This is a genomic window from Pseudomonas sp. SDO5522_S412, from assembly GCF_054071215.1.
The window spans coordinates 1-21,343 of sequence record NZ_JBSVWQ010000072.1 but is presented as its reverse complement, the minus strand read 5'-3'; the positions used below and the strand labels follow the sequence as shown (position 1 = coordinate 21,343).

Sequence of the window (21,343 nt, the reverse complement as noted above, 5' to 3'; positions counted from 1 at the left end):
CGATAGGTGTTTGATCTCCTTGTCAGCAGTCGGCCACTCAGGGCCGCGCCTCATTCAAGGAAGCCTGTCCATGCCCAATTTTCCCATAGCCCCGGATAATGCGCCGCTGGGCGACAACAACCCGCCCGGCAACGCCCTCGTGCTGCATAACCCATCGTCAGGCCTGGCGTCGCGCCGCGTCGAAGACCTCGACCCACCCAAGTCAGCCTATCCGTCGGTCCCGCTGGATGCCACGCTGTATCCTGAAAGAGGGGTCTACGGCCTGGGCATCCGCCACGTGCGCCCCTTTGCCCAGTGGACCTTCGAACGCTGGTTCAACTTCAATTACGACTTCTACGCCCTCTACCTCAACGACCTGGTCAATGCAGTCGCCGCCGATATTGCGCTTGAAGACCGGGACCGTTACGACTTGTTCGTCCCCGAAGAATTCATCCCCGAAGGCGACGTCCAGATATACGGCCGCGTAGTGCGGGCCGGCAGCGGCCAGGAGAGTACGTCGCCGCTGCAAACCATCCTGATCAAGACCACCCGCCCCGGTGGCCGCGATAACGACCCCGGCAGCAAATGGCACCCGGGCTTGGTGATGACGGTGGAAGGCCTACCTGAGGGCTCCACCGTTAATATAGATAATGCCAACAGCGGGGTCTGGTGCCTGATCCAGCGCTATGAAAACCTGCGCCAGAATGACCAGATCGAGCTGTCGTGGGATGGGGTTTTAGTCACGCATATCGTCAGCCCGGCCGAAGTCGCGGGTTCAGGGCCGATTCGCGTCTTTGTCTCCAGGGACATCATTTTGCAGGGGGGGCATTTCGGCAAGCTGACCCTGCGGTTCCGGGTCTCGGACGTGGTGCAAAACTTCTCCGGGGATAAATACCAGTATTCCAAACCCTACTTCCTGGACAGCGAGCTGGATCCGAACCTGCTTTCTGCACCGATCTTCCTGGTGGATGGCGAAGAGGCGACCCAGATCGACTTCGATACCCAGAGCGAGGCAACCTTCGAAGTGCTGGTGACGGTGCCTCGGCAAACCCCGGCGCCCCTGCCGCGGCACCAATTGGCGGTGACCTTGTTCGGTACCCTGGGCGACGGTTCGACCCAGGTGTTCCCCTTGGCCCCGGTGGTGGACAGAAACCTCAGCGTTGAATTTGTCACCGTCGACCGGGAGATTATCGAACAACTGGTGGGCGGGTCCTTCCGGGTCTCGTTCCAGTGGCTGAAAAACGACGGCCGCGTGGAGCAATCCGGCAGTACCTCCGTCAGCGTGGTGGGCACGCCGGTGGCGATGCCGGCAGTGACGGTCGCACCGATCGAGGTGGGGCTGATCGAGCCCGATCAGGACATCACCGTGCAGATCCCCTTCTACGAACCCCACAACCCGGACTGGCTGGAAACCCTAGTGATTGAACATATCCGCCCGGGCGGCGGCGGCGAAGACTACGAGGAAGAACAACTGGCGGGCGCCCAGGGCGGCACGCGCTACGTCAGCAAAGAGCACCTGAAACAGTTTGAAGGCGTGGGCGACATCGCATTTTATTACCTGGTCAACGATGGCGCCGGCCACGTCCTGGACGGCAACGCATTGACCACTCGCAAGTCCCGCGAGCTGTTCGCCCACGTGGGTGAACGCATCGGCAACATGCCGACTGCACACCTGGAAGGCGCCCTGGGCAACAACATCGACCCCAGCCATGTGACCACGCCCACCTTGCTGCTGACCCTGCCCCTGACCTTGCCCGCCCCGCACGGGCAGACCGAAGAAGGTGACCTGATCCACTGGAACGCCATCGGCTCCGGCCTTGACGGCTCGGCCAGTGGCGTTGTGCGCATCAACGGCGGCACGGCAGGCAAGCCCCTGGTTTTCCCGGTGAGCCGGGCGATCCTCGACAACAACAATAATGGCAGCCTGCGCATTACCTATAGCCTCGAACGCAGCGGCCCGCCACGCCTGGTATTGCGCTCCGAGGTGCTCAACCTGACCGTGGGCCGCGGCGTGCAACTGGACCGTCCGGTTATCGACGGCGCCACCCTGTTCCCCGACGCACTCAACCCCCTGGCCGCATTGAGCGGCGCCAAGGTCATCGTGAGATACCGGCCGATGCAGGCCACCGACCAGATCAAGGTCGACTGGTTGAGCCGCGACGGGCTGGGCAGTGCCACCGAGTACACCCTGGGCAACCCGTCCACCAACGAAGTATTCGTGACCATCCCGGCGCGCACCATCGCCAGGGGTATTCGCCCCGGTGGCAACCAGATCAGCGTGCAATACCACTTCAACCGTGGCGCCTTTCCGTACCCTTCGGACACTGTCGACCTGCACCTGCTTCCCCTCACCGGGCTGCCCACACCGACGATCGACGGCATTGGCGACAGCACCCTGCTCGACCTGTCGAAACTCAATGACCAGGCCCGCGCCCGTGTATCCGTCTGGCCGTTTATCGATGCCGGGCAGTTTATGTGGATGAGTTGGGAGGGCACGTTTGCCGACGGCAGCCCGTACCGCGAGGACACCTACACCGCCAACCTGGTCACCGAAAACGGTGCCGCCAACGGTATCTCGCCACCCGCGCCAGTGGACAAACTGCAGCGCTTGATGGATGGCTCGCACCTGACCATCCGCTTCTGGGTCAGCCTGGCAGAAAGCCCCGACAAGAACACCGCCGTGCTGTTTGGCGTGCGTGAACACCGTGTGCAAACCCTGCCCGCCGTGCTGCCGCACCCACGGTTCAACGACCAGCCCGGGGCAACGCTGACCATTCAGCCGCTGGACCACGTAGACAACGCCAGTGTCACGGTGGCGTATGGCGGCATGAATCCAAGCCATTCCATCCAGTTGCAATGGATTTTCCCGGATGGCGGTGTTGCGGATATTGACGCCAAGGACGGCCTGGACGGCGGTCGTGTGGATTTCGTCATTACCAATGAAGTGCTGGCAGACAGCGTCGGCAAAACCATTGAGTTGCGCTATGTCGCCACCATCAATGGCAGCCCGGTGCCTTCAGAAACGCAGGTATTGACAGTGGCCAGGATCCCGGCGGGAAGACCGCCACAACCGCGAATCAATAACATGAACAGCGGCACAACCCTGGACCTCCAGGCGTTCACCGGGGATGCACACGCCTCAGTAGCCAAATGGGAATTGAGCAAGCAAGGTCAACGTGTATGGATCACGCTGGAGGCGGCAGGTGTAGAACCTTTGTCGGTGCTGAGGGCACACGCCATTACTGCTGCTCAAGCGGCCAACGGCATCACCAACCAAGCTGTCTCCCGCAGCTGGCTGGCAAGCCTGGGGAAAAACACTACGTTCACGGTGACCTGCAAAGTGACGTATGACGGCAGTGACGATGAGTCAAAAGCCATCCCGCTCCTGCAAAGTACCTATACCGTGACATGGCTAGCGGAGGTCAAATTTATTCCTACCCTCCTCCACTCATCAAACGGGGTCGTCGTCAGCCCTGACGGGCGCCGCGTTTATGTCGCTGTTGGCGCGGGTGGTAGAACTGCGATTTACGTAATCGACACAGCAACGGACGCCATTATTCACTCGGCTTCGTATGACATTCAGTCCAGTGGGCACCTTGCAATTCACCCGGACGGATCAAGACTCTACCTGGACCTGGTCCGCACCAGCATAGCGGTAATCAGTACAACCTCCTTCGCCAGAGTTGCGACCTATGCCACCGTAAATGAAATTATAGTGGACTTGGCGATCAATACTGCAGGCACTCGGCTATATGTTACTGCGAGGAGCGGTGCTTATACTTACGACGCCGCCACCGGCAATCGGATAGCTCAAATAGCGGGTCAGTCTCGCTTCATCGCCCGCTCACCTAATAATACGCGTGCCTATCTTACGACCTATGGCGGCGGTTTCAACGCGGTTGATACGACTGTTATCAATACTGCAAACAATAGTGTTGTAACTGTCATTCAGGGAGTGATTGGGCCCATGGCTTTAAGTACCAACACCCCTCGCCTCTATTTGGCGAGAGCTGATGGCTTGGCGATAATAAACACCAACACCAACAGTTTGGTGACCGTGATTGGGGTGGGATGGGGAAGGTCGGTTGCAGTCAACCCGGTACTTCCTCATGTCTATACGGCAGGGTACAGGGTCTTCAACATATTTGACACAAATACGGACAGGCTTATAGCGACTGTACCCGTGGACATTGGGTTTGGATCTGGCAATATTGCAGTACTACCGAACGGTTCAAAAGCTTATTTCACCGACAGTGACTCGCAAGGACTCTACGTCATGCGTTATTGATTAACTAACCGAGGTATAACCGGGACAGGTCCATCTAAACCATGGACTTGTCCCTTTTTTTGTCCCCTATAGCTCTCCCGCCACTATCCCCTGCCCGTGTCCGCACGCCCCTGCTCAAACCTTCCAGACACGCCACCACGCCCCTGCAACCATCGACTCCATCGCCCCACTTACGGACTCGCCCCACCATGTTCCCTACCCTGTTGCCCTTCCTGTTATTCGCTTTTGTAGCCTCCATCACCCCTGGCCCCACCAATATCCTGGTGCTGAGTAACAGCGCACGGTATGGCTTCAAAGCCGCGCTGCCTATCGTGCTGGGCGCATGCGCGGGGGCGGCGGGGATTGTGCTGCTGGTAGGCTGCGGCGTTGGCCAGTCGCTGGCGCACTGGCCCCGGGTGCAGGCAGCGATGCAATGGCTGGGGGTCGCCTGGCTCAGCTACCTTTCCTGGCAGATCTTCAGCGCCCCCGCCGAGTCAATCGACCCGGCTGCCGTGCAAAAACCCTTGGGCCTGGCCGGCGCCGCCAGCCTGCAACTGGTCAACCCCAAGACCTGGATGATGGCCCTGGCGGTGGTGAGCGTGTTTGCCGGCAATGGCGATGAACGCCAGAGCCATGTGCTGTACCTGTCGCTGGCGTTCTTTGTGATCGCCTTGCCGTGCCTCGGCGCGTGGGCATTGCTGGGGGTTGGAAGCAGCCGGGTGTTTCGCTCGCCCAAGGCCATGCAACGGTTCAACCGCTGCATGGCGGTGTTGTTGCTGGTCTCAAGCTGGCTGAGCGTCTGGGTGTAGACACAACCATTCGTCGCCACTGTCAGTTTTCACAGCTATCCGCTATCGGGGCTGCGGGTGTTTGATTTCCCTTGCCTATATGCACAGCCAGCGCTGTGCGTGACTTCCAGCAAGGAGTGGTCAGCATGCCCAACCAACCGATCGACCCCGATGACAATGCCTCGGTCATTGAAGACCCAGGTGTACCTGTTTCAGACAGCCCCCTGGCCCTCCTTGAGCCCGCGCCCCTGCCGGTGATCACGGCTGAAGACCTGGCCCCGCCCTATTCGGCGTTCCCGCCGGTCTCGCTTGACCAGTATCCCGATGAACCTTACGCCTATGGCCTGGGCATTCGGCATGTTCAGCCCTATGCGTATTTCGTCCTGGAAAAATGGCACACCTGGGCCATCTTCGACGCCTTTGAGTTGTACCTCAATAACGATCTTCAGGCGTCTGGTGTCGTCGAGATGGACCAGGATCGTTATGGCATGTACGTCATCGCCGAACGCATGCCTGAAGGTGAAGTTCAAGTGCGCGCGCGGGTAGTGCGCGCAGGCAGCGGCCAGGAAAGCACCTCGCCGCCGCAAAGCATATTGATCAAGACCACCCGTCCCGGCGGGATAGAGAACAATGGTGACGACAAATGGCACAGTAAACTGAGCCTGAGTGTCGACGGCTTGCCCGAAAGCAGCACGATCAACATGGAGACGATCAGTCGCGGGTTATACGCCGTGATTGCGCCCTATCCGAACGTGCGCAAGAACGACACCATTGAGTTCTATTGGGACGGAGTTGAGATCAGGCACCTGGTCACGGCCGCCGAGGCCGCCGGTATCCAGCCGATCAGGGTATTTATCAGCCAGGAAAATATTCTCAAGGGCGGCCTCAACGGCGCACTCACCCTGCGCTTCAGGGTGTTCGATGTGGTTCAGAATTACTCAGGGGAAAAATACCAGTACTCCAAGCCGTATGGACTGGTCGCCGAACTGGACCCCAGCTTGATGAGCGCGCCGTTTTTCCTGGTGGATGACGCGGAAAGCCGGCAAATCGATTACGACACGCAAAGTAATTCACTGTTCGAAATCCTGTTGCAGACCCCACGGGTGACACCGGCCCCGCTGCCCCCAAACCAGGTCACGATTACCCTGACGGCCACGCTGGCGGACGGCACGATCGAAGAACTGGTGCTTGATCCTGTCGAAGTCAGGAAGGGTCGGGAAGAGATCTTCCCGGTGGACCGCGATTTGATCGAGCGCGTCATCGGCGGCTCGTTCAGGGCTTCATTCGTCTGGCACACCGCCACCGGTGGGCACCTCGGGCAGTCTGGCAGTGTCACCGTGACGGTGGTGGGTACACCGACCTCGATGCCGGCAGTGACCGTGACCCCGAGCGAGCTGGGCCTGATCAACCCCGACGATGATGCGTTTATCAGCATCCCGTCCTACCAGCCACACGCCTACGATTCGATGGAAACCCTGGTCATCGAGCAGATTGTTCCAGGGGGCGGTGGAATGCGCTATTCCGACCCGCAACTGGCCGGGGACCAGGGTGGCACGCGCCGGGTTCCAAGCGAAATACTGCAACAGTTCAAGGGGCTCGGTGATGTCGCGGTGTATTACCTGGTCGATGACGGCGCAGACAGCCAGTTGCATGCCTACGGTGCGCTGATTGAACGCAAATCCCGGGTGCTGACAGTACGCATCGACGAACGCCTCGAAACCATGCCTGCTCCCACCCTGCAGGGGGCGATTGACGACAACGTTGACCCGGTTGACGTAGTGGGCGACAGCGTGCTGCTGACGCTACCCTATACGGCAACCAGGAGCCGCGACCATATCCAATGGAACATTGTGGGCACGGGTACAGGCGGTTCCGCCAGCGGTTCGGTGACGATCAACGGTGCGACACAGGGCCAGCCACTGGTACTGCCGGTGAGCCGTGCGGTGCTGGATAACAACTTCGATGGCCAACTGCGCATCACCTACAGCCTGGAACGCGAAACCCCGCTGCCGAAACTCACCTTGCGCTCGTTTACAACCCTCCTGACCGTGGGCCGTGGCGTGGAACTGGATGCGCCTGAAGTCGTGGAAGCCGAGCAGTACCCTGACCGGCTTGACCCGCTGGCGGCTCAATCGGGTGCAACGGTGCTGGTGAAATACCGGCGCATGCGCGAGAGCGAATCGTTTTCAGTGAAATGGGTGACGGCCGATCTGCTGGGCAGCACCGTCGAAACGGGTTGGGGCAACCCCGACACCAATGAAGTGGGTGTACCGATAGAGGCTCGTACCATTGCCAAGGGCATTCGCAACGAGCGTAACCGCATCAGTGTGCAATACAGTTTTACCCGCAGCGGGTTTCTCCATGAGTCGGATACTCTGAACCTGGACCTGCTGCCGTTGAGTGGCTTACCCACACCAACCATCGACGGGGTCGGCAACAGCGTGATCCTGCCGACGAACGAGCTCGTCGCTCAAGCCCGCACCCGTGTGGCGGCCTGGCCTTTGGCCTTTGAAGAGCAGTTCATGTGGCTGCAATACACGGGTACCAACACCGACGGCAGTGCGTTCAACCTGGACACTTTTATCGCCGCCCCCGTTGGAGAAAGCGCCACCCTGGGTGTCTCGCAACCCATACCGTTGGCGGAGCTGCAAGGCCTCAGGAACGAGTCGCACCTGACCATTCGCTTCTGGGTCAGCCTGGCCGAAAGCACTGATAAAAACACCGCAGTATTGTTTGGTGTACGCGAGCATATTATCCAGTCGATCCCCGCCACATTGCCGCGCCCGGCCTTTGCCAACCTGCAAGGCGCCACCTTGACCATCGACCCACAGGACTGGCAGAACAACGCCTATGTGGCGGTGGCCTATAACGAAATGACCGCGGCCCACCGCATCGCCCTCGAGTGGATTTACCCGAACGGCACCATGGCGACCATCCCGGCGCAGAACGGTAACACCAATAAGCGCGTCGACTTTCAGATCAGCCGGGACATCCTCGCCAATAGCGCGGGCAAATTGATCGAGCTCCGTTATATGGCGACGATAGGGACGAATATTGTCCCGTCAGAGCCCCAGAAGCTGAGCGTTAACCGCGTTCCGTCGTCGGCCCTGCCTCGGCCGTCTATTAATGGGATTGCCAATGGCGGCGTTCTGAACCTGAACAATTTCAGCGGTAATGCCACGCTCAGCGTTGCACCATGGCCGTTGGCTGTTGCAGGGCAGAAGGTTTGGGTACAACTCTCCAGGTCCGGTAGCGCGCCTTTGAACGTGCTGACAAACTACAGCCTGCAGGCGGGAGAAGTATCTACCGGCTTGGTGAATAAGCCTGTGCTGCGCTCATGGCTGGATGGGCTACCCAACAACAGCACCATTACCGTAACCTGCAAAGTGGCTTTTGATGGCAGTAGTGTTGAGTCAGCCGCCATTACCTTCCCCATTGCAAGTTACAGCATTATCTCTTCACTGAGGATCGATCAAAGCCAGCTTAATTTGAATGGTATTAAGGTGATCACTAACTGGCCAGCAACCGGGCTGGACTGGCCAGGCAATACAGCAACCCGCACAGCAAGCGGCGGCGTGAGTAACTATAGCTACGCTTCCAGCAACCCTAATGTTGCTTTTGTGGACGCCAACACAGGCAAAGTAACCGGCCTCCGTAACGGTCAAGCGACTATTACTGTGAGAGATAGGAACAACGTCTCGCGAGCGTACGCAGTGGTTGTTTCCAATATTTTTCAACTACGCATTAACGAAACACAGCAATCTCCACAAGCTCAAATAAATTGGATGAGATCAATTGGAGGCAGCATAGTTTCCAGTTGGACGCTACTGCAAACACGCTACACCCCTCCGGCTCGCTCAATTCCGTACGGATTGTGTTATTTCGATGCTAGCGGCAGGTGGTATTACTTTGTTCAGGCGTCAAACAGCGGAACACCAATTTACTCCATTAACGGACTGCCGAATTGGCCGGCATGGTGCATCACTCCGTTTTAGCAAATAACCGGGACAGCTTTATTCAACTCCCAAAAACCCACCCACAAAAAAAGGAAGCCTCGGCTTCCTTTTTCTTACCCCTGTTTCCTAGAAATCGTAACGCACTCCCACATTAACCCCCCACGGCTGATCCACCTTCTTGCCTTGGGCATGTTCAATATCAGCGTGCAGCTTGACGTTCTTCGACACCGACATCGCCACGCCCGCTGCCACTTCAATACGCGAACCGAACACATCGTTGTTGAAGCGCTGGTCGTTCACCTTGACCTTGTTGCTGTGGTTGAACTCATGGGCCAACGCTGTACGCAGGTAGGGCTGCAGCACCCCGCCGCTCTCCAGCTGGATATTCTTGCCACCTGTCACGCCGAGCTTGCCCACCACGGAGGCGGTGCGATCACCCTTGGCCTGCAGGCCATTGTCCAGCTCGTAACTTTGCGCCTGGATAATCGCTGTGCTCAGTTGCGAGTACGGTTCTACAAAGTAACCATCGTCGAGCTTGATATGCCGGCCGACTTCCGCCGATGCGCTCACGGCATTCTGCGTGTAGTTGCCCTTGGCACGCTTGCCGTCGCTCATGGTCACGTTGACCTCGTTGTGCAAGCGGTTGAGCTTGACCACGCCGTCGAAGTACAGCCCGCTCTCGTCGTCGATCCAGGTGGCATACCCCCCCAGGTAGTAGCTGTTGACCTTGCCGCTGCCGGAAGTGTTGGCGCTGATGTCGGACGTGCTGTGACCCGCCATGACACCGGCCATCCACTGGCCATCTCCGCCCGACAATGGCGCATCGGCACCCAGGCTCAGGCCACGCTGGTTTTGCGTGTAGCCACCACCGTCCTTGTTCCCGGCTACCTCGTATTTGTTGCCGTAGCCACGCATCCAGAACCCGTTGCTCTGGCCGTCGCTGAAACGCAGTTCACCCATGCGGGTACGCAGCAGGGACATCTCGCCGTACAGCACGGTGGGGGCCGTGTTGAACAACGCCATCACGGTTTTGGTGCTGTTGCTGGTGCCACGACGGTTAGGATCGAGGTACCAGTCGGTGTCTTCCTTCTTCAGCCCGTAGGAATAGGCGCCCACATCCACGGTGTCGCCGTCCAGCGAGAAGTGCGCATCGCCACCTTCGGTGTGCACCACACGAATCGGCAAGGCACTCGCCAACTCGGAGCCGGTCGCCGCCAACAGCAGGCTGTGGTTGCCCGTGGCAACCCCGTTGACGTTGAGCAAGTCGGTCTGGCCGGTGCTGAAGTCGGTGTGCATCACATAGCTGCCGTCACCCGACAGGCTGTTGACGTCCAACTGGAAGAACTCATCGGCGCCGCCAAAGTGCACGGTGCCGCCGCCCATGATCAGATCGCCGACTGAACTGTCATCCACCAGCATCCAGTGGGACGCTGAATTGACGCTCAACTCGGCGACGTTCTGCAGTTTGCCGGTGAGCCAGGAGCCATTGTTGAGCTGCAACCTGGCGGTGCTGCCGTCTTCGACCACCACGTCACCGACCAGGAAGCTGCGGTCGACGTTCATGTTGGCGGTGGCGCCGTTCATGACTTCCAGCAGCACACCGTTTGCGCCGGTCAGCGTGGAGCCATTGAGTACATGAATATCAGCAAGGGTGGATTCCCCGGGCCGGAACGAGCCGACCTGAATCGCCGAACCGGTCTTGCCCTCGACGCTCGAGCGGTCGAGGATCAGGCTGCTGGCCAAAGTCGGGTCGTTATCCACGCCCATCTTCACGCCAATGTCTCCACCAACGACGCTGGTATTGAACGCACGGGCCTGGCCATTGAACAGTTCGATACCCACGCCATCATCTGCGGTCGCCTCGACACGCGAATCGGTCAGGTCCAGCACACTGTGGGCACTGGCCGAGGCACCGCGGGTGCTGCCGGTGATGTGACTGTTGACGACCGTGACGCTGGAACCATTGGTGGCGCCCAGGGAACGGGCCGCTGCCAGCCCGGTTCCGTTGTTGTGGGTAATGTTGCTGTTGGTGATCAGCACGTTGCTGCCCGTGACATGAACCCCGGCCCTTGCCGAATCCCGCGCAACGACGTCCGAACCATCGATGCGGATGTCGGAGTTGATTGCGGCAATGTCCCGGGTGCTGCTGCCGGCATTGACAATCAGGGTTGCGGAATTGGCAGTGATTTGCAGGGTGGGCACTCCCAGAACCGTCAGGCGGGAACCTGCACGCAATTCAAAAGTGTCAGGGCGCGGGCCAGGCCCCGCCATTTCATCCGGGCCGGTCACGACACGCGCTTCGGACAACTGCGCCATGAGCATCAGCAGTGTGACGGCCTTGGCCTTGAAGGCAAGACTTAAGGGAGTTGGTTTGAAATTGAATGGAGCTGACATCTTTACGGACCTCTGGGTTGGCGTTCCTTTACGGAAAAAAACTGGCCGGTTCCGAAAAGCGTGTGGACCCTGCCAATCAAGCGGCGCCCAAGGTACCCAGAGCTGTTCCCAACATCTGTAGGACTAATCCCAAGGTGCTGTGCTGAAAGTGAATGCAGTTTGTAGTCGACCCAACGGCAAAAATGCCAAAGAGGAGCAAGGCTCCTCTTTGGCATTAGGGCTCAAACAAGTATCAAGGAAGCGGGACGGCAGTACCGTCGCAGAAAAAGCCATTCGTTCCACCTATCCGAACCCCGCGAACAAGAGGATGCGCTTCATCGGAAGGTAATGGTCCTTCAGGCAGGTTGATGGTGTACCAGATCCGCGCGGAGCCGGCCAGCCTTGCACCCGAGTGGGGCTGGATGGGTTTGTAGATGGTCTCATAGGGCCCCAGGAGCAACTCGAACCCAGAATTGATCATGGCTTGCGTGAGCGGTATGGAGTCCACACGACCCACTGCTGCCGGGACCGCTACCATTCCTGCATTGTCGCTGTAGCCCTGCCAGTGCAGCGTAACCACCATCCTCAGTTCAAAGTGCTCCGAAGACGGGATAAACACCACAACGTTTCCGGGAGGATTTTCAGGCCTGAACGTAGTGCAGTTGATCGCCCCTGCGTCCGACAGATGTCGTACCACCGGCGGGGCAAGCTCTTTAAAGTTGGCATTCACCGTCACCGTGGTGTCAGGGGAAAACTGGCGGTTGGTGCTGGCCCCTTGGGCAATGGTGTAGAACACCGTCTTGCGGCCATTGCCATGACGCTCAATGAAGCTCCACGGGATTGAGAGCGGAATCACCTGGCCAGCCGAGGCGCCAGTCACCGGTTGGGTAGCAACGAGTTCGCCCGAATAGTAAAGGCGGATCGTAAAGTCGCTGGCATCCGGTGTGGGTGCGGTACTCCATAACGTTACCCGAGCAATTGCAGGCCGGTTGGCGTGGTCGCGCTCCAGCTCGTCGTCGGGGCCCTCGGTACCGGTTGCGTCCACCCCCTTCACGACTACGGGCAGCAGGTCATCGTTGATCGGGTCCGGGCCAATGGGAGTGGGGCCGACAACAAACAGGTCCAGGTTGACGGTGGTGGTCGGTGTCGCCGGGTTGTTGACAGACCGCCGCCGCACCACATAGGAAACGGTCAACGGCAATAGCCCTCGAGTGGCGCCATACAGGATTTCCAGCACCCTGTACGGAACGTAAACCTCCGCCGGGAAACGGCTGTTGCCCAGTGGCTGGGCCTCCAAGTTAACGGTGGTGATGCTTGTCCTCAATGTGACGAGGAATTCATCTCCATCGACGCCGCGCAGAAAGTTCGTATATTCAGGAATACGCACGATCATGCCGCCGTCCAGCGCAACGTCCGCCCGATCAATCAATACATCGCCGGGTGGTGAGGTTCGGCCAACCAGGGGGGCCAGCAGGTTCTCGGGCGCTGGAAACAGGCCCACGTCCATCTCGTAGGCAGTCGAAAGCCGCGCCCAATTCCCTGCCGCGTCGAACAACTCATACCGCAAATTGCGCAGGCCATCCGGATTGGCGTCAACCACGGATAATGGCAATGGAAAGCTCAGGTCCGCAGGCAGATTCCAGCGTGGCGAAGGATCGGGCGGGTTGGGTGCATAGGGCGTATCGGAGCCATTATAGTAAAGATACGCCCAATCGCCGTCTGCCCGACCATGCGCCACATAATCCGGGATCGTAAACACTGCAGACTCATTGGGCTTGCTTTCAAAGTAGTCGCGGTCGGCAGGTGTCGGCAGGTCGGCAGGCGGAATCGGCGCCGGCGGTGCATCGGGGGAAATGGCATACGGTGGTGTCAGGTCAACGACAACGGTCTGCGGATCTGATTCGGAATAGTTGTCAACGCCACGTACGTTAATTCCGTACTTGATTTGGTACCGCCCCGCGGGCCGCCGACCTTGAGCAATGTTCACCGGTGTCTCAGGCCCTGGGGCAACAACGGTGAAATTATAAATGGGCGTGCCCCACTCGGTGTCATCGAAATTTTTCCACCAAACAGTGACAATATCGTCAAGCGTCGGATGGGTATCGGCGTCAGGCCATAGTGGAATAGAGAAATTCAAATTCTCACGCAGGTTGTACTCCCGTGAAAGCAATCCAGGGTACCCAGGCACCTCACCTTCAAGACGACCATCAGGCAAGTAGTCAGCCGTATTGGCACTTCGATTCTTTGCATAGTTACGGATAAAGTCGAGCGTGTCCTTTTTCATTACGTGTCTCCAGATATTAAGACGAATTACATCTCACCCACACTTCCCTACCATTGACGTAGCCGTTCGCGTCGCGAGACAAAGCGCTTGCACGCCTATCACACGCCGACTATTCCCTGCACAACAACAAATACACCCAGTCCTTTAATCTTTGACCAACGTTGCCTTTCCATCACTAGTGCAACTAATGACATCCCCGGGTTTACAAAACCCACCCGTTGGAAAGGTCAGGTCGACACGGATATGTCCGCTCCCCTTGACGTCTGGCCGGGAGTCACCCACCTTGCCCAGGTTGCGCCACACTTCGAAACTGGCGACAGCTGAACCGTATTCGCGCATAGGCTCCAAGGTCCGGTCGAACGGTTCCACCACAACTTTAATACCGTTATCAATATGGGGTTGCAGCACCTGGATGGTTTCTTCGTATTCAGTGCCAGCAATAGGATCAACCCAGTTATTACGCGCATAGCCTTGCCAGTGAAAACGCACCTCGTCGTTAAGTTGCAGGCCGATATTGCCCGGAATCAACCAATGCACGCCATATAAAGGCGAAGGCGAAGAACAACAGGTCACATACTCGCTAGTCAGGGTGTGCTGAACTTGCGGAGGAGTAAAATCAATCAGCGCCGTCACATCGACATTCACAAAAGTTGGTGGCGACTGTTGTTCGTTGACCCCATTACTGGTGAGGTAATGGACCGGCAGACGTGGATTGACCGTCCCCTCGATCAGATTCCAGGGAATATCGGTAAACCACACCAACTGCCCTCCTACCTCCCCCAACTGCACGGGATGGCTGGCCACCGGGCCAACACCGTTCCAGAACAGACTGAGCAATTGACCCGCAACCGGATCTGCAAACAAAGGAACATATGCCTGGGCAGCCAGCCCACGATCCAGATGATTGAGCTGATTGGGAGTCTTGGAGCCGCGCCCTATCACCGTGACGCTGGCCAGGGTCGGGTTAAGCAATGCGGGCGCATTGGGATGGTCCTGGCCGGCAATCGTCAGGTCGACATTGAACCGTTCCGATAAGGAACGAAATGGAGGCAGGGCTCCGCGAATGATTTCGTAGCGCACCACCGCCGCTTCGGGAACCGGTACAGGCGCAGGCCCCCTGAGGGTCAGCCATGGAATTTCCACATCACAAGGGAAGCCCGGTACCGGCTGCGGGACTGTCGGACGGGCATTCCAATAGGCGATTACCTGGTCCCCCGGCGCCCAATCGTCGTAGGCGGGGTCAATGCGCATGAACACGCCACGACGTGCATCATCGCGCTTGATCAGGCCGTCGTCGTATGCCGGTGGCCGAATTTGCGGACGCGGCAAGTTGCTCGGCAACGGCGTCAGTGCCAGCTGAAACAGCAGTCCGGCACTCTGGCTGCTGAAATTGCCTGCCTCGTCAAAAATGCGGTAGAAAATATAGGCGTCACCGTTGTTCAACCTGCGAAAAATATCGGGGTCCACGTAAGCAACCAGCGGGTCTGAGGCTAACGCGATCACGTACTCGGCGTCCGCCGCGCTTAGCGGCGGGTTATCCCGGTTGGACAGGTAGAATTCAATCCGGTCCCTGTCCGAGCGCACGGTGTAGAACGGAATATTGAACGCCATCGGCACGTTATCGAGCAGGTATTGCTCATCGACGTTCGGGGTCGGGGCAACTACAAAATCCACAGTATCCAGAGGGTTCAGTAACTCAGGCGAATCCAGATCGATGGTGAGTGTTCTCCTGGGATTCAACACACCAACGCCGCCAAAGGAGTCCTGAACCGTGTAGTAGAGTTGCGCGGTGCCGGAGCCCTCGTCAGTCAATCGTGACAGGGGCACCTCCAGTGAGATCACCGCTGGCAAAGGGGGTGGCGGGCCAAACACCTGCCGCGAATCAACCACCTCATCGACACCCGCCCACACCCAGCGGAGGCGCACGATGTGCGGCTCATCCAGCAGCGGCTCGGGTCGCGGGTTCCACATCGGAATGTTGACCTGCAGCGGGCCCTGCAGGCGCGAGCGCGGGATCAGGCCCCGGGGGTCACCACTGTCGACGCCGGGTATGTCCATCGGGTCCAGCAACACAGTGCCCCCGTCGTCCGCGCCCAAGGGTTTGATCAGGTAAGTGGATTCAGAGACGTCAGACATGGATTTAATCCTCAACACGGTGGACAGTGGCCTGCCGGCAGGCGGCGTGTGTATACCAAGTGGCGTTGAGAGAATTAAGCGCCCGATTCCTTCGTCCGGATACTGTCAGAATTAACAGGTAGACCCCTCCATTCGTCGCTTTTGCTCGGCCTTGCTGCCAGGGCGGTTACTGAGCAGCGCTTGACGAAATTTCCTACTTGGTGTTTCCTGAAACCGGTTTCAGCAATTGGTTTCGCCTTGGAACCCAGATAAATCCAATAAGAAAGGCCCGCCGCCGTGACTACTTTTTCCGCCGCCCAACGCAGCCGCGTGACCATGCTGGACGTCGCCGAGCGCGCCGGTGTGTCCAAGGCCAGCGTGTCGCGCTTTATCGGCGACGACCGTGCCCTGCTCTCCGATGCCATCGCCCTGCGCATCGAGCAGGCCATCGATGAGCTGGGCTATCGCCCCAATCAGATGGCCCGCGGCCTGAAACGCGGGCGCACCCGCCTGATCGGCATGCTGGTAGCCGATATCCGCAACCCCTATTCGATTGCCGTGATGCATGGCGTGGAAACCGCCTGCCGCCAGCACGGCTACAGCCTGGTGGTGTGCAACACCGACCGCGATGACGAGCAGGAGCGCCAGCACCTGGCGGCCCTGCGTGCCTACAATATCGAAGGGCTGATCGTGAATACCCTCGGCCATCACCTGGACCAATTGCTGGAACTGCAACGGGAAATGCCCCTGGTGCTGGTGGACCGCAAGGTCGAACCGCTGCACAGCGACCTGGTAGGGCTGGACAACCCGGTGGCTGTGCGCATGGCCGTGGAGCATCTGGAACAGCAAGGCTATCGCGACCTGCTGTTGGTGACTGAAGCCACCGACGGCACCAGCTCGCGGCTTGAGCGCCTGGACAGTTTCAAGGCGGAAATTGCCAACCGTCCGACATTGACCGGCGCCGTACTGGAGTTGGATGGCGAACTGGAACAGCGTCTGCAAAAGTTTCTAGGCAAATCCGGCCCCAAGGCGTTGTTCTGCGCCAACGGAATCGCGGCACTGGCGTGTACCCGTGCATTGAAAAATCTAGGCTGCGACCTGTTTGATGACGTGGGCCTGATCGCCCTGGATGACCTCGACTGGTACCCGCTGGTGGGCAACGGCATCACCGCCCTCGCCCAGCCCACCGAGGCCATTGGCGCCAGTGCGTTTGACTGTTTACTCAAGCGTTTGCGCGGCGATAGCCAGGCCCCACGCACCCTGGATTTCTTGCCACAACTGATTATCCGGGGCTCGACCCAATCCCTTGTGGGAGCTGGCTTGCCTGCGATAACGGTTTCTCCGGCGAAGCAGTAGGCGGCTGACCGCCGCCATCGCAGGCAAGCCAGCTCCCACACGTTTATTTTGCGAATAAAAATGAAACCGGTTTCAGAGGTACACAACAATGCATAAATACCCCGTCTCCATCAGCCTTTCCAGTTACGGCGCCGACCTGGTCCGCCAGCAAGGCCAGTTGAGTTTCGTCGAGGTGCTAGCTGCCGCCGGCGCGCAACGCATCGAATGGCGCGAAGAGCTGCTGACCACCGAACAACCCCATGAGCTGGCGCAAGCTGCAGCCGATCAAGGCCTGGAGTGCGTGTTCTCATCGCCCCTGGAACTCTGGGTGGCCGGTCGCTCGCAGCCCAATGCCGAACTGGCCGCCACCCTCGACCGCGCCCAGGCATTCGGCGCCCGCTGGCTGAAAGTCTCCCTGGGCTATTTCACCGACACCAACGACCTCGACAGCTTGAGCGCCCTGCTCAACCGGCATCCGGTCAAGCTGCTGGTGGAAAACGACCAGACCCTGCACGGCGGGCGCATCGAGCCGATGCAGCGCTTTTTCAACGAAATCGAGCGGTTGGCGGTGCCGGTGAAAATGACCTTCGATATCGGCAACTGGCAATGGCAGGACCAATCCGCGACCACCGCCGCGCGCCTGCTGGGCCGGCATGTGGACTACCTGCACTGCAAGGCCGTGGCCCGGCGCGCCGACGGCAAGCTGGTGGCCCTGCCGCCGGGCGCCGCTGACCTGCATCTGTGGGAACAACTGCTCAAGCACATGACTCAAGGTATTACCCGGGCCGTGGAATTTCCGCTGCAAGGCAATGACCTGGTGCAGGTCACCGCCCAACAGGTCGCCGCCCTCGCCGTCCTCGGCCAGCCACGCGTGGAGAACGCACATGTCTGAGATCGATATCCTGTCGTTTGGTGAAACCATGGCGATGTTTGTCGCCGAACAGACCGGCGACCTGGCCCAGGTTGCCCAGTTTCACAAGCGCATTGCCGGCGCCGACAGCAACGTCGCCATCGGCCTGTCACGCCTGGGCTTCAACGTCGCATGGCTGAGCCGCGTGGGTGCCGATTCCCTCGGGCGCTTCGTGGTGGACACCTTGCAGAACGAAGGCCTGGACTGCACCCATGTGGCGGTGGACCCGCTGCACCCCACGGGCTTTCAACTCAAGTCCCGCGAGGAAGCCGGCGATGATCCGCAGGTGGAGTACTTCCGCCGTGGCTCGGCCGCCAGCCATCTGTCGGTCGAGGCGATCAAGCCTGAGCTGTTGCAAGCCCGGCACCTGCACGCCACCGGCATTCCGCCGGCGCTGTCGGACGCCACCCGCGACCTGTCGCGCCAGTTGATGACACAAATGCGCGAGGCCGGGCGCAGCGTGTCCTTCGACCCGAACCTGCGCCCGTCCCTGTGGGCGAACGAGCAACGCATGATCAGCGAAATCAACGCCCTCGCCTGCCTGGCGGACTGGGTGTTGCCGGGCTTGGGCGAGGGCCGCTTGCTCACCGGTTTTGAAGACCCGGCCGACATCGCCGCGTTTTACCTGGACCAGGGCGTGGAAGCCGTGGCCATCAAGCTCGGGCCCCACGGCGCGTATTACCGCACCCAGCTGGACCAGGGGTTTGTCGCCGCCGTGCCAGTGGCCAAGGTGGTCGACACGGTCGGCGCCGGCGATGGATTTGCCGTGGGCATGATCAGCGCGTTGTTGGAAAACCTGAGCTTCAGCGAAGCCGTGCAGCGCGGCAACTGGATCGGCAGCCGCGCGGTGCAGAGCCGTGGCGACATGGAAGGCTTGCCGTTCAGGACCGATCTGCCCCACACCCAGAAAGCCGGTTAATCAGCATCACCGAGTTACCTGTTGCCACAACTACAACAAGCTCAGGAGCAACCTTATGGAACCGTTGAAACTCGCCACCCGCCGTTGGTGGTACATCATGCCCATCGTGTTTATCACCTACAGCCTGGCGTACCTGGACCGCGCCAACTACGGCTTTGCCGCCGCCTCCGGGATGGCCGAAGACCTGATGATCACCCCGGGCATGTCGTCATTGCTCGGCGCGCTGTTCTTCCTCGGCTACTTTTTCTTCCAGGTGCCCGGTGCGATCTACGCGCAGAAACGCAGCGTGAAGAAGCTGATTTTCGTCAGCCTGATCCTGTGGGGCGGCCTGGCTACCCTGACCGGCATGGTGTCCAACGCCTACATGCTGATCGTGATCCGCTTCATGCTCGGGGTGGTCGAAGCCGCCGTGATGCCGGCGATGCTGGTGTACCTGTGCCACTGGTTCACCCGTGCGGAACGCTCGCGAGCCAACACCTTCCTGATCCTCGGCAACCCGGTGACCATGATGTGGATGTCGGTGGTCTCGGGCTACCTGGTGCAGCATTTCAGCTGGCGCTGGATGTTTATCATCGAAGGTTTGCCGGCGGTGCTGTGGGCGTTTATCTGGTGGAAGCTGGCGGATGAAAAACCCGCAGACGCCAAATGGCTGAGCGCCCAGCATAAAAAAAACCTGGAAACCGCCCTCGCCGAAGAACAAGTGGGCATCAAGGCGGTAAAGAACTACGCCGAGGCCTTTCGCTCACCCAAGGTGATCATCCTGGCGCTGCAGTTTTTCTGCTGGAGCATTGGCGTGTATGGCTTCGTGCTGTGGCTGCCGTCGATCCTCAAGGCCGGCCTGAAAATGGACATGGTCGAGGCCGGCTGGCTGTCGGCGCTGCCGTACCTGGCGGCGGTGATCGGCATGCTGGCGGTGTCCTGGGGCTCGGACAAACTGCAAAAACGTAAACGTTTTGTGTGGCCACCGTTGCTGATCGCCTCCATCGCGTTTTATGCGTCCTACGTGCTCGGCGCCGAACACTTCTGGTGGTCGTACACCCTGCTGGTGATCGCCGGGGCCTGTATGTATGCGCCTTACGGGCCGTTTTTTGCGATCGTCCCGGAAATCCTCCCGGCCAACGTCGCCGGCGGTGCCATGGCGCTGATCAACAGCATGGGCGCCCTCGGTTCGTTTGGCGGTTCATATCTGGTGGGCTACCTCAACAGCAGCACCGGATCGCCCGGCGCCTCGTACTTGCTGATGAGCGGTGCGCTGCTGGTGTCGGTGGTGTTGACGATCTTTCTCAAGCCCGGCGCCAGCGACCGCGAACGCGCCCCGCTGCAATCCCTTGAATTGAAGGTAAAGACCTGATGAAAAAGTCTGTCGTGCTCTACAAGAAACTCTCTGCACCGCTGATGGCCCGCCTGCATGAACAGGCCCAGGTCACGCTTATTGAATCGCTGGATGAAAGCGGCCTGGCCAAACTGCGTAAAGCCTTGCCGACCGCTCAGGGCTTGCTCGGTGCCAGCTTGCGCCTGGATGCCAAACTGCTGGATCTGGCGCCAAACCTTGAGGCGGTGGCCAGCGTGTCGGTTGGTGTCGACAACTACGATATTGACTACCTGACCGAGCGCGGCATCCTGCTCAGCAATACCCCCGACGTACTGACCGAAACCACCGCCGACACCGGCTTCGCCCTGATCCTGGCGACCGCCCGGCGAGTGGTGGAGCTGGCCAATATGGTGCGTGCCGGCAACTGGAACCAGAACATCGGCCCGCTGCATTTCGGCAGCGACGTGCATGGCAAGACCCTGGGCATTATCGGCATGGGCCGGATTGGCGAAGCATTGGCCCAGCGTGGGCACTTCGGGTTCGGCATGCCGGTGATCTACCACAGCCACTCGCCAAAACCTGCAGTGGAGGCGCGGTTTGACGCGCAATACCGCAGCCTGCCGGACCTGCTCCGGGAAGCCGATTTTGTGTGCCTGACCTTGCCGCTGACGGCTGAAACCGAAGGTTTGATCGGTGCTGAAGAGTTCGCGTTGATGGGCCCGGAGACGATCTTTATCAACATCTCCCGGGGCAAGGTGGTGGACGAGCCGGCGCTGATCGAGGCGTTGCAACAGCGCACGATTCGTGCGGCGGGGCTGGATGTGTTTGTGCGCGAGCCGCTGCAGCATGACTCGCCGTTGTTGCGCTTGAACAATGTGGTGGCGACGCCGCATATCGGTTCAGCGACTCATGAAACGCGGGAGGCGATGGCCAAGTGTGCGGTGGACAATCTGCTGGCGGCGCTGGCCGGTGAAAAGCCGAAGAACCTGGTGAACCCAGCCGCCTGGAAACACTGATTCCTGAAGCACCACAGAAGCCAATGTGGGAGCGGGTTTGCTCGCGAAGGCGGTGTGTCAGCCACCGAATGCATCAACTGATACACCGC

11 protein-coding genes are annotated in these 21,343 nt (G+C 59.5%); 8 read left to right on the top strand and 3 right to left on the bottom strand.

What is annotated here, in order from left to right:
- Positions 1–70 precede the first annotated feature (70 nt).
- The 3 genes from ACW9I6_RS16640 to ACW9I6_RS16630 all read left to right on the top strand — a co-directional run bounded on the left by ACW9I6_RS16640 (position 71) and on the right by ACW9I6_RS16630 (position 9,029).
- Positions 71–4,267 (top strand): YncE family protein, encoded by a 4,197-nt coding sequence (locus tag ACW9I6_RS16640; protein WP_457339553.1) that lies wholly within the window; start codon positions 71–73, stop codon positions 4,265–4,267.
- A gap of 188 nt (positions 4,268–4,455) precedes the next feature.
- Positions 4,456–5,055 carry a LysE family translocator gene (locus ACW9I6_RS16635; protein ID WP_008431228.1) on the top strand — a complete coding sequence of 200 codons (600 nt, stop codon included), beginning with the start codon at positions 4,456–4,458 and terminating at the stop codon, positions 5,053–5,055.
- Positions 5,056–5,180: 125 nt separating this feature from the next.
- Positions 5,181–9,029, top strand: coding sequence for an Ig-like domain-containing protein (locus ACW9I6_RS16630; RefSeq protein ID WP_457339552.1), 3,849 nt, complete (start codon positions 5,181–5,183; stop codon positions 9,027–9,029).
- A gap of 87 nt (positions 9,030–9,116) precedes the next feature.
- On the opposite strand, the gene ACW9I6_RS16625 is transcribed toward ACW9I6_RS16630, so the two are convergent.
- From ACW9I6_RS16625 to ACW9I6_RS16615, 3 genes are all read right to left on the bottom strand, one after another.
- Positions 9,117–11,384 carry an autotransporter outer membrane beta-barrel domain-containing protein gene (locus tag ACW9I6_RS16625; protein ID WP_457339551.1) on the bottom strand — a complete coding sequence of 756 codons (2,268 nt, stop codon included), beginning with the start codon at positions 11,382–11,384 and terminating at the stop codon, positions 9,117–9,119.
- 232 nt (positions 11,385–11,616) lie between these two features.
- The gene (locus ACW9I6_RS16620) at positions 11,617–13,647 is read right to left on the bottom strand and encodes a hypothetical protein (protein WP_177055807.1); all 2,031 of its coding nucleotides are present in this window, start codon (positions 13,645–13,647) and stop codon (positions 11,617–11,619) included.
- A gap of 144 nt (positions 13,648–13,791) precedes the next feature.
- Positions 13,792–15,783 carry a hypothetical protein gene (locus tag ACW9I6_RS16615; RefSeq protein WP_457339550.1) on the bottom strand — a complete coding sequence of 664 codons (1,992 nt, stop codon included), beginning with the start codon at positions 15,781–15,783 and terminating at the stop codon, positions 13,792–13,794.
- A 276-nt stretch (positions 15,784–16,059) separates the two neighbouring features.
- On the opposite strand from ACW9I6_RS16615, the gene ACW9I6_RS16610 reads away from it, so the two are divergent.
- The 5 genes from ACW9I6_RS16610 to ACW9I6_RS16590 all read left to right on the top strand — a co-directional run bounded on the left by ACW9I6_RS16610 (position 16,060) and on the right by ACW9I6_RS16590 (position 21,254).
- Entirely contained in the window at positions 16,060–17,118 is a 1,059-nt protein-coding gene (locus tag ACW9I6_RS16610; RefSeq protein ID WP_457339549.1) for a LacI family DNA-binding transcriptional regulator, read from the top strand.
- A gap of 88 nt (positions 17,119–17,206) precedes the next feature.
- Entirely contained in the window at positions 17,207–17,989 is a 783-nt protein-coding gene (locus ACW9I6_RS16605) for a sugar phosphate isomerase/epimerase family protein (protein ID WP_087694384.1), read from the top strand.
- On the top strand, positions 17,982–18,926 hold the full coding sequence (locus ACW9I6_RS16600; protein WP_003214077.1) for a sugar kinase: 945 nt from the start codon (positions 17,982–17,984) through the stop codon (positions 18,924–18,926). The genes ACW9I6_RS16605 and ACW9I6_RS16600 overlap by 8 nt, the downstream gene beginning before the upstream one ends.
- Before the next feature lie 55 nt (positions 18,927–18,981).
- Positions 18,982–20,277, top strand: a complete 1,296-nt coding sequence (locus tag ACW9I6_RS16595) for an MFS transporter (RefSeq protein WP_457339548.1) — start codon at positions 18,982–18,984, stop codon at positions 20,275–20,277.
- Positions 20,277–21,254: a 2-hydroxyacid dehydrogenase gene (locus ACW9I6_RS16590; RefSeq protein WP_457339547.1), complete on the top strand. Its 978-nt coding sequence runs from the start codon at positions 20,277–20,279 to the stop codon at positions 21,252–21,254. The genes ACW9I6_RS16595 and ACW9I6_RS16590 overlap by 1 nt, the downstream gene beginning before the upstream one ends.
- Positions 21,255–21,343 lie beyond the last annotated feature (89 nt).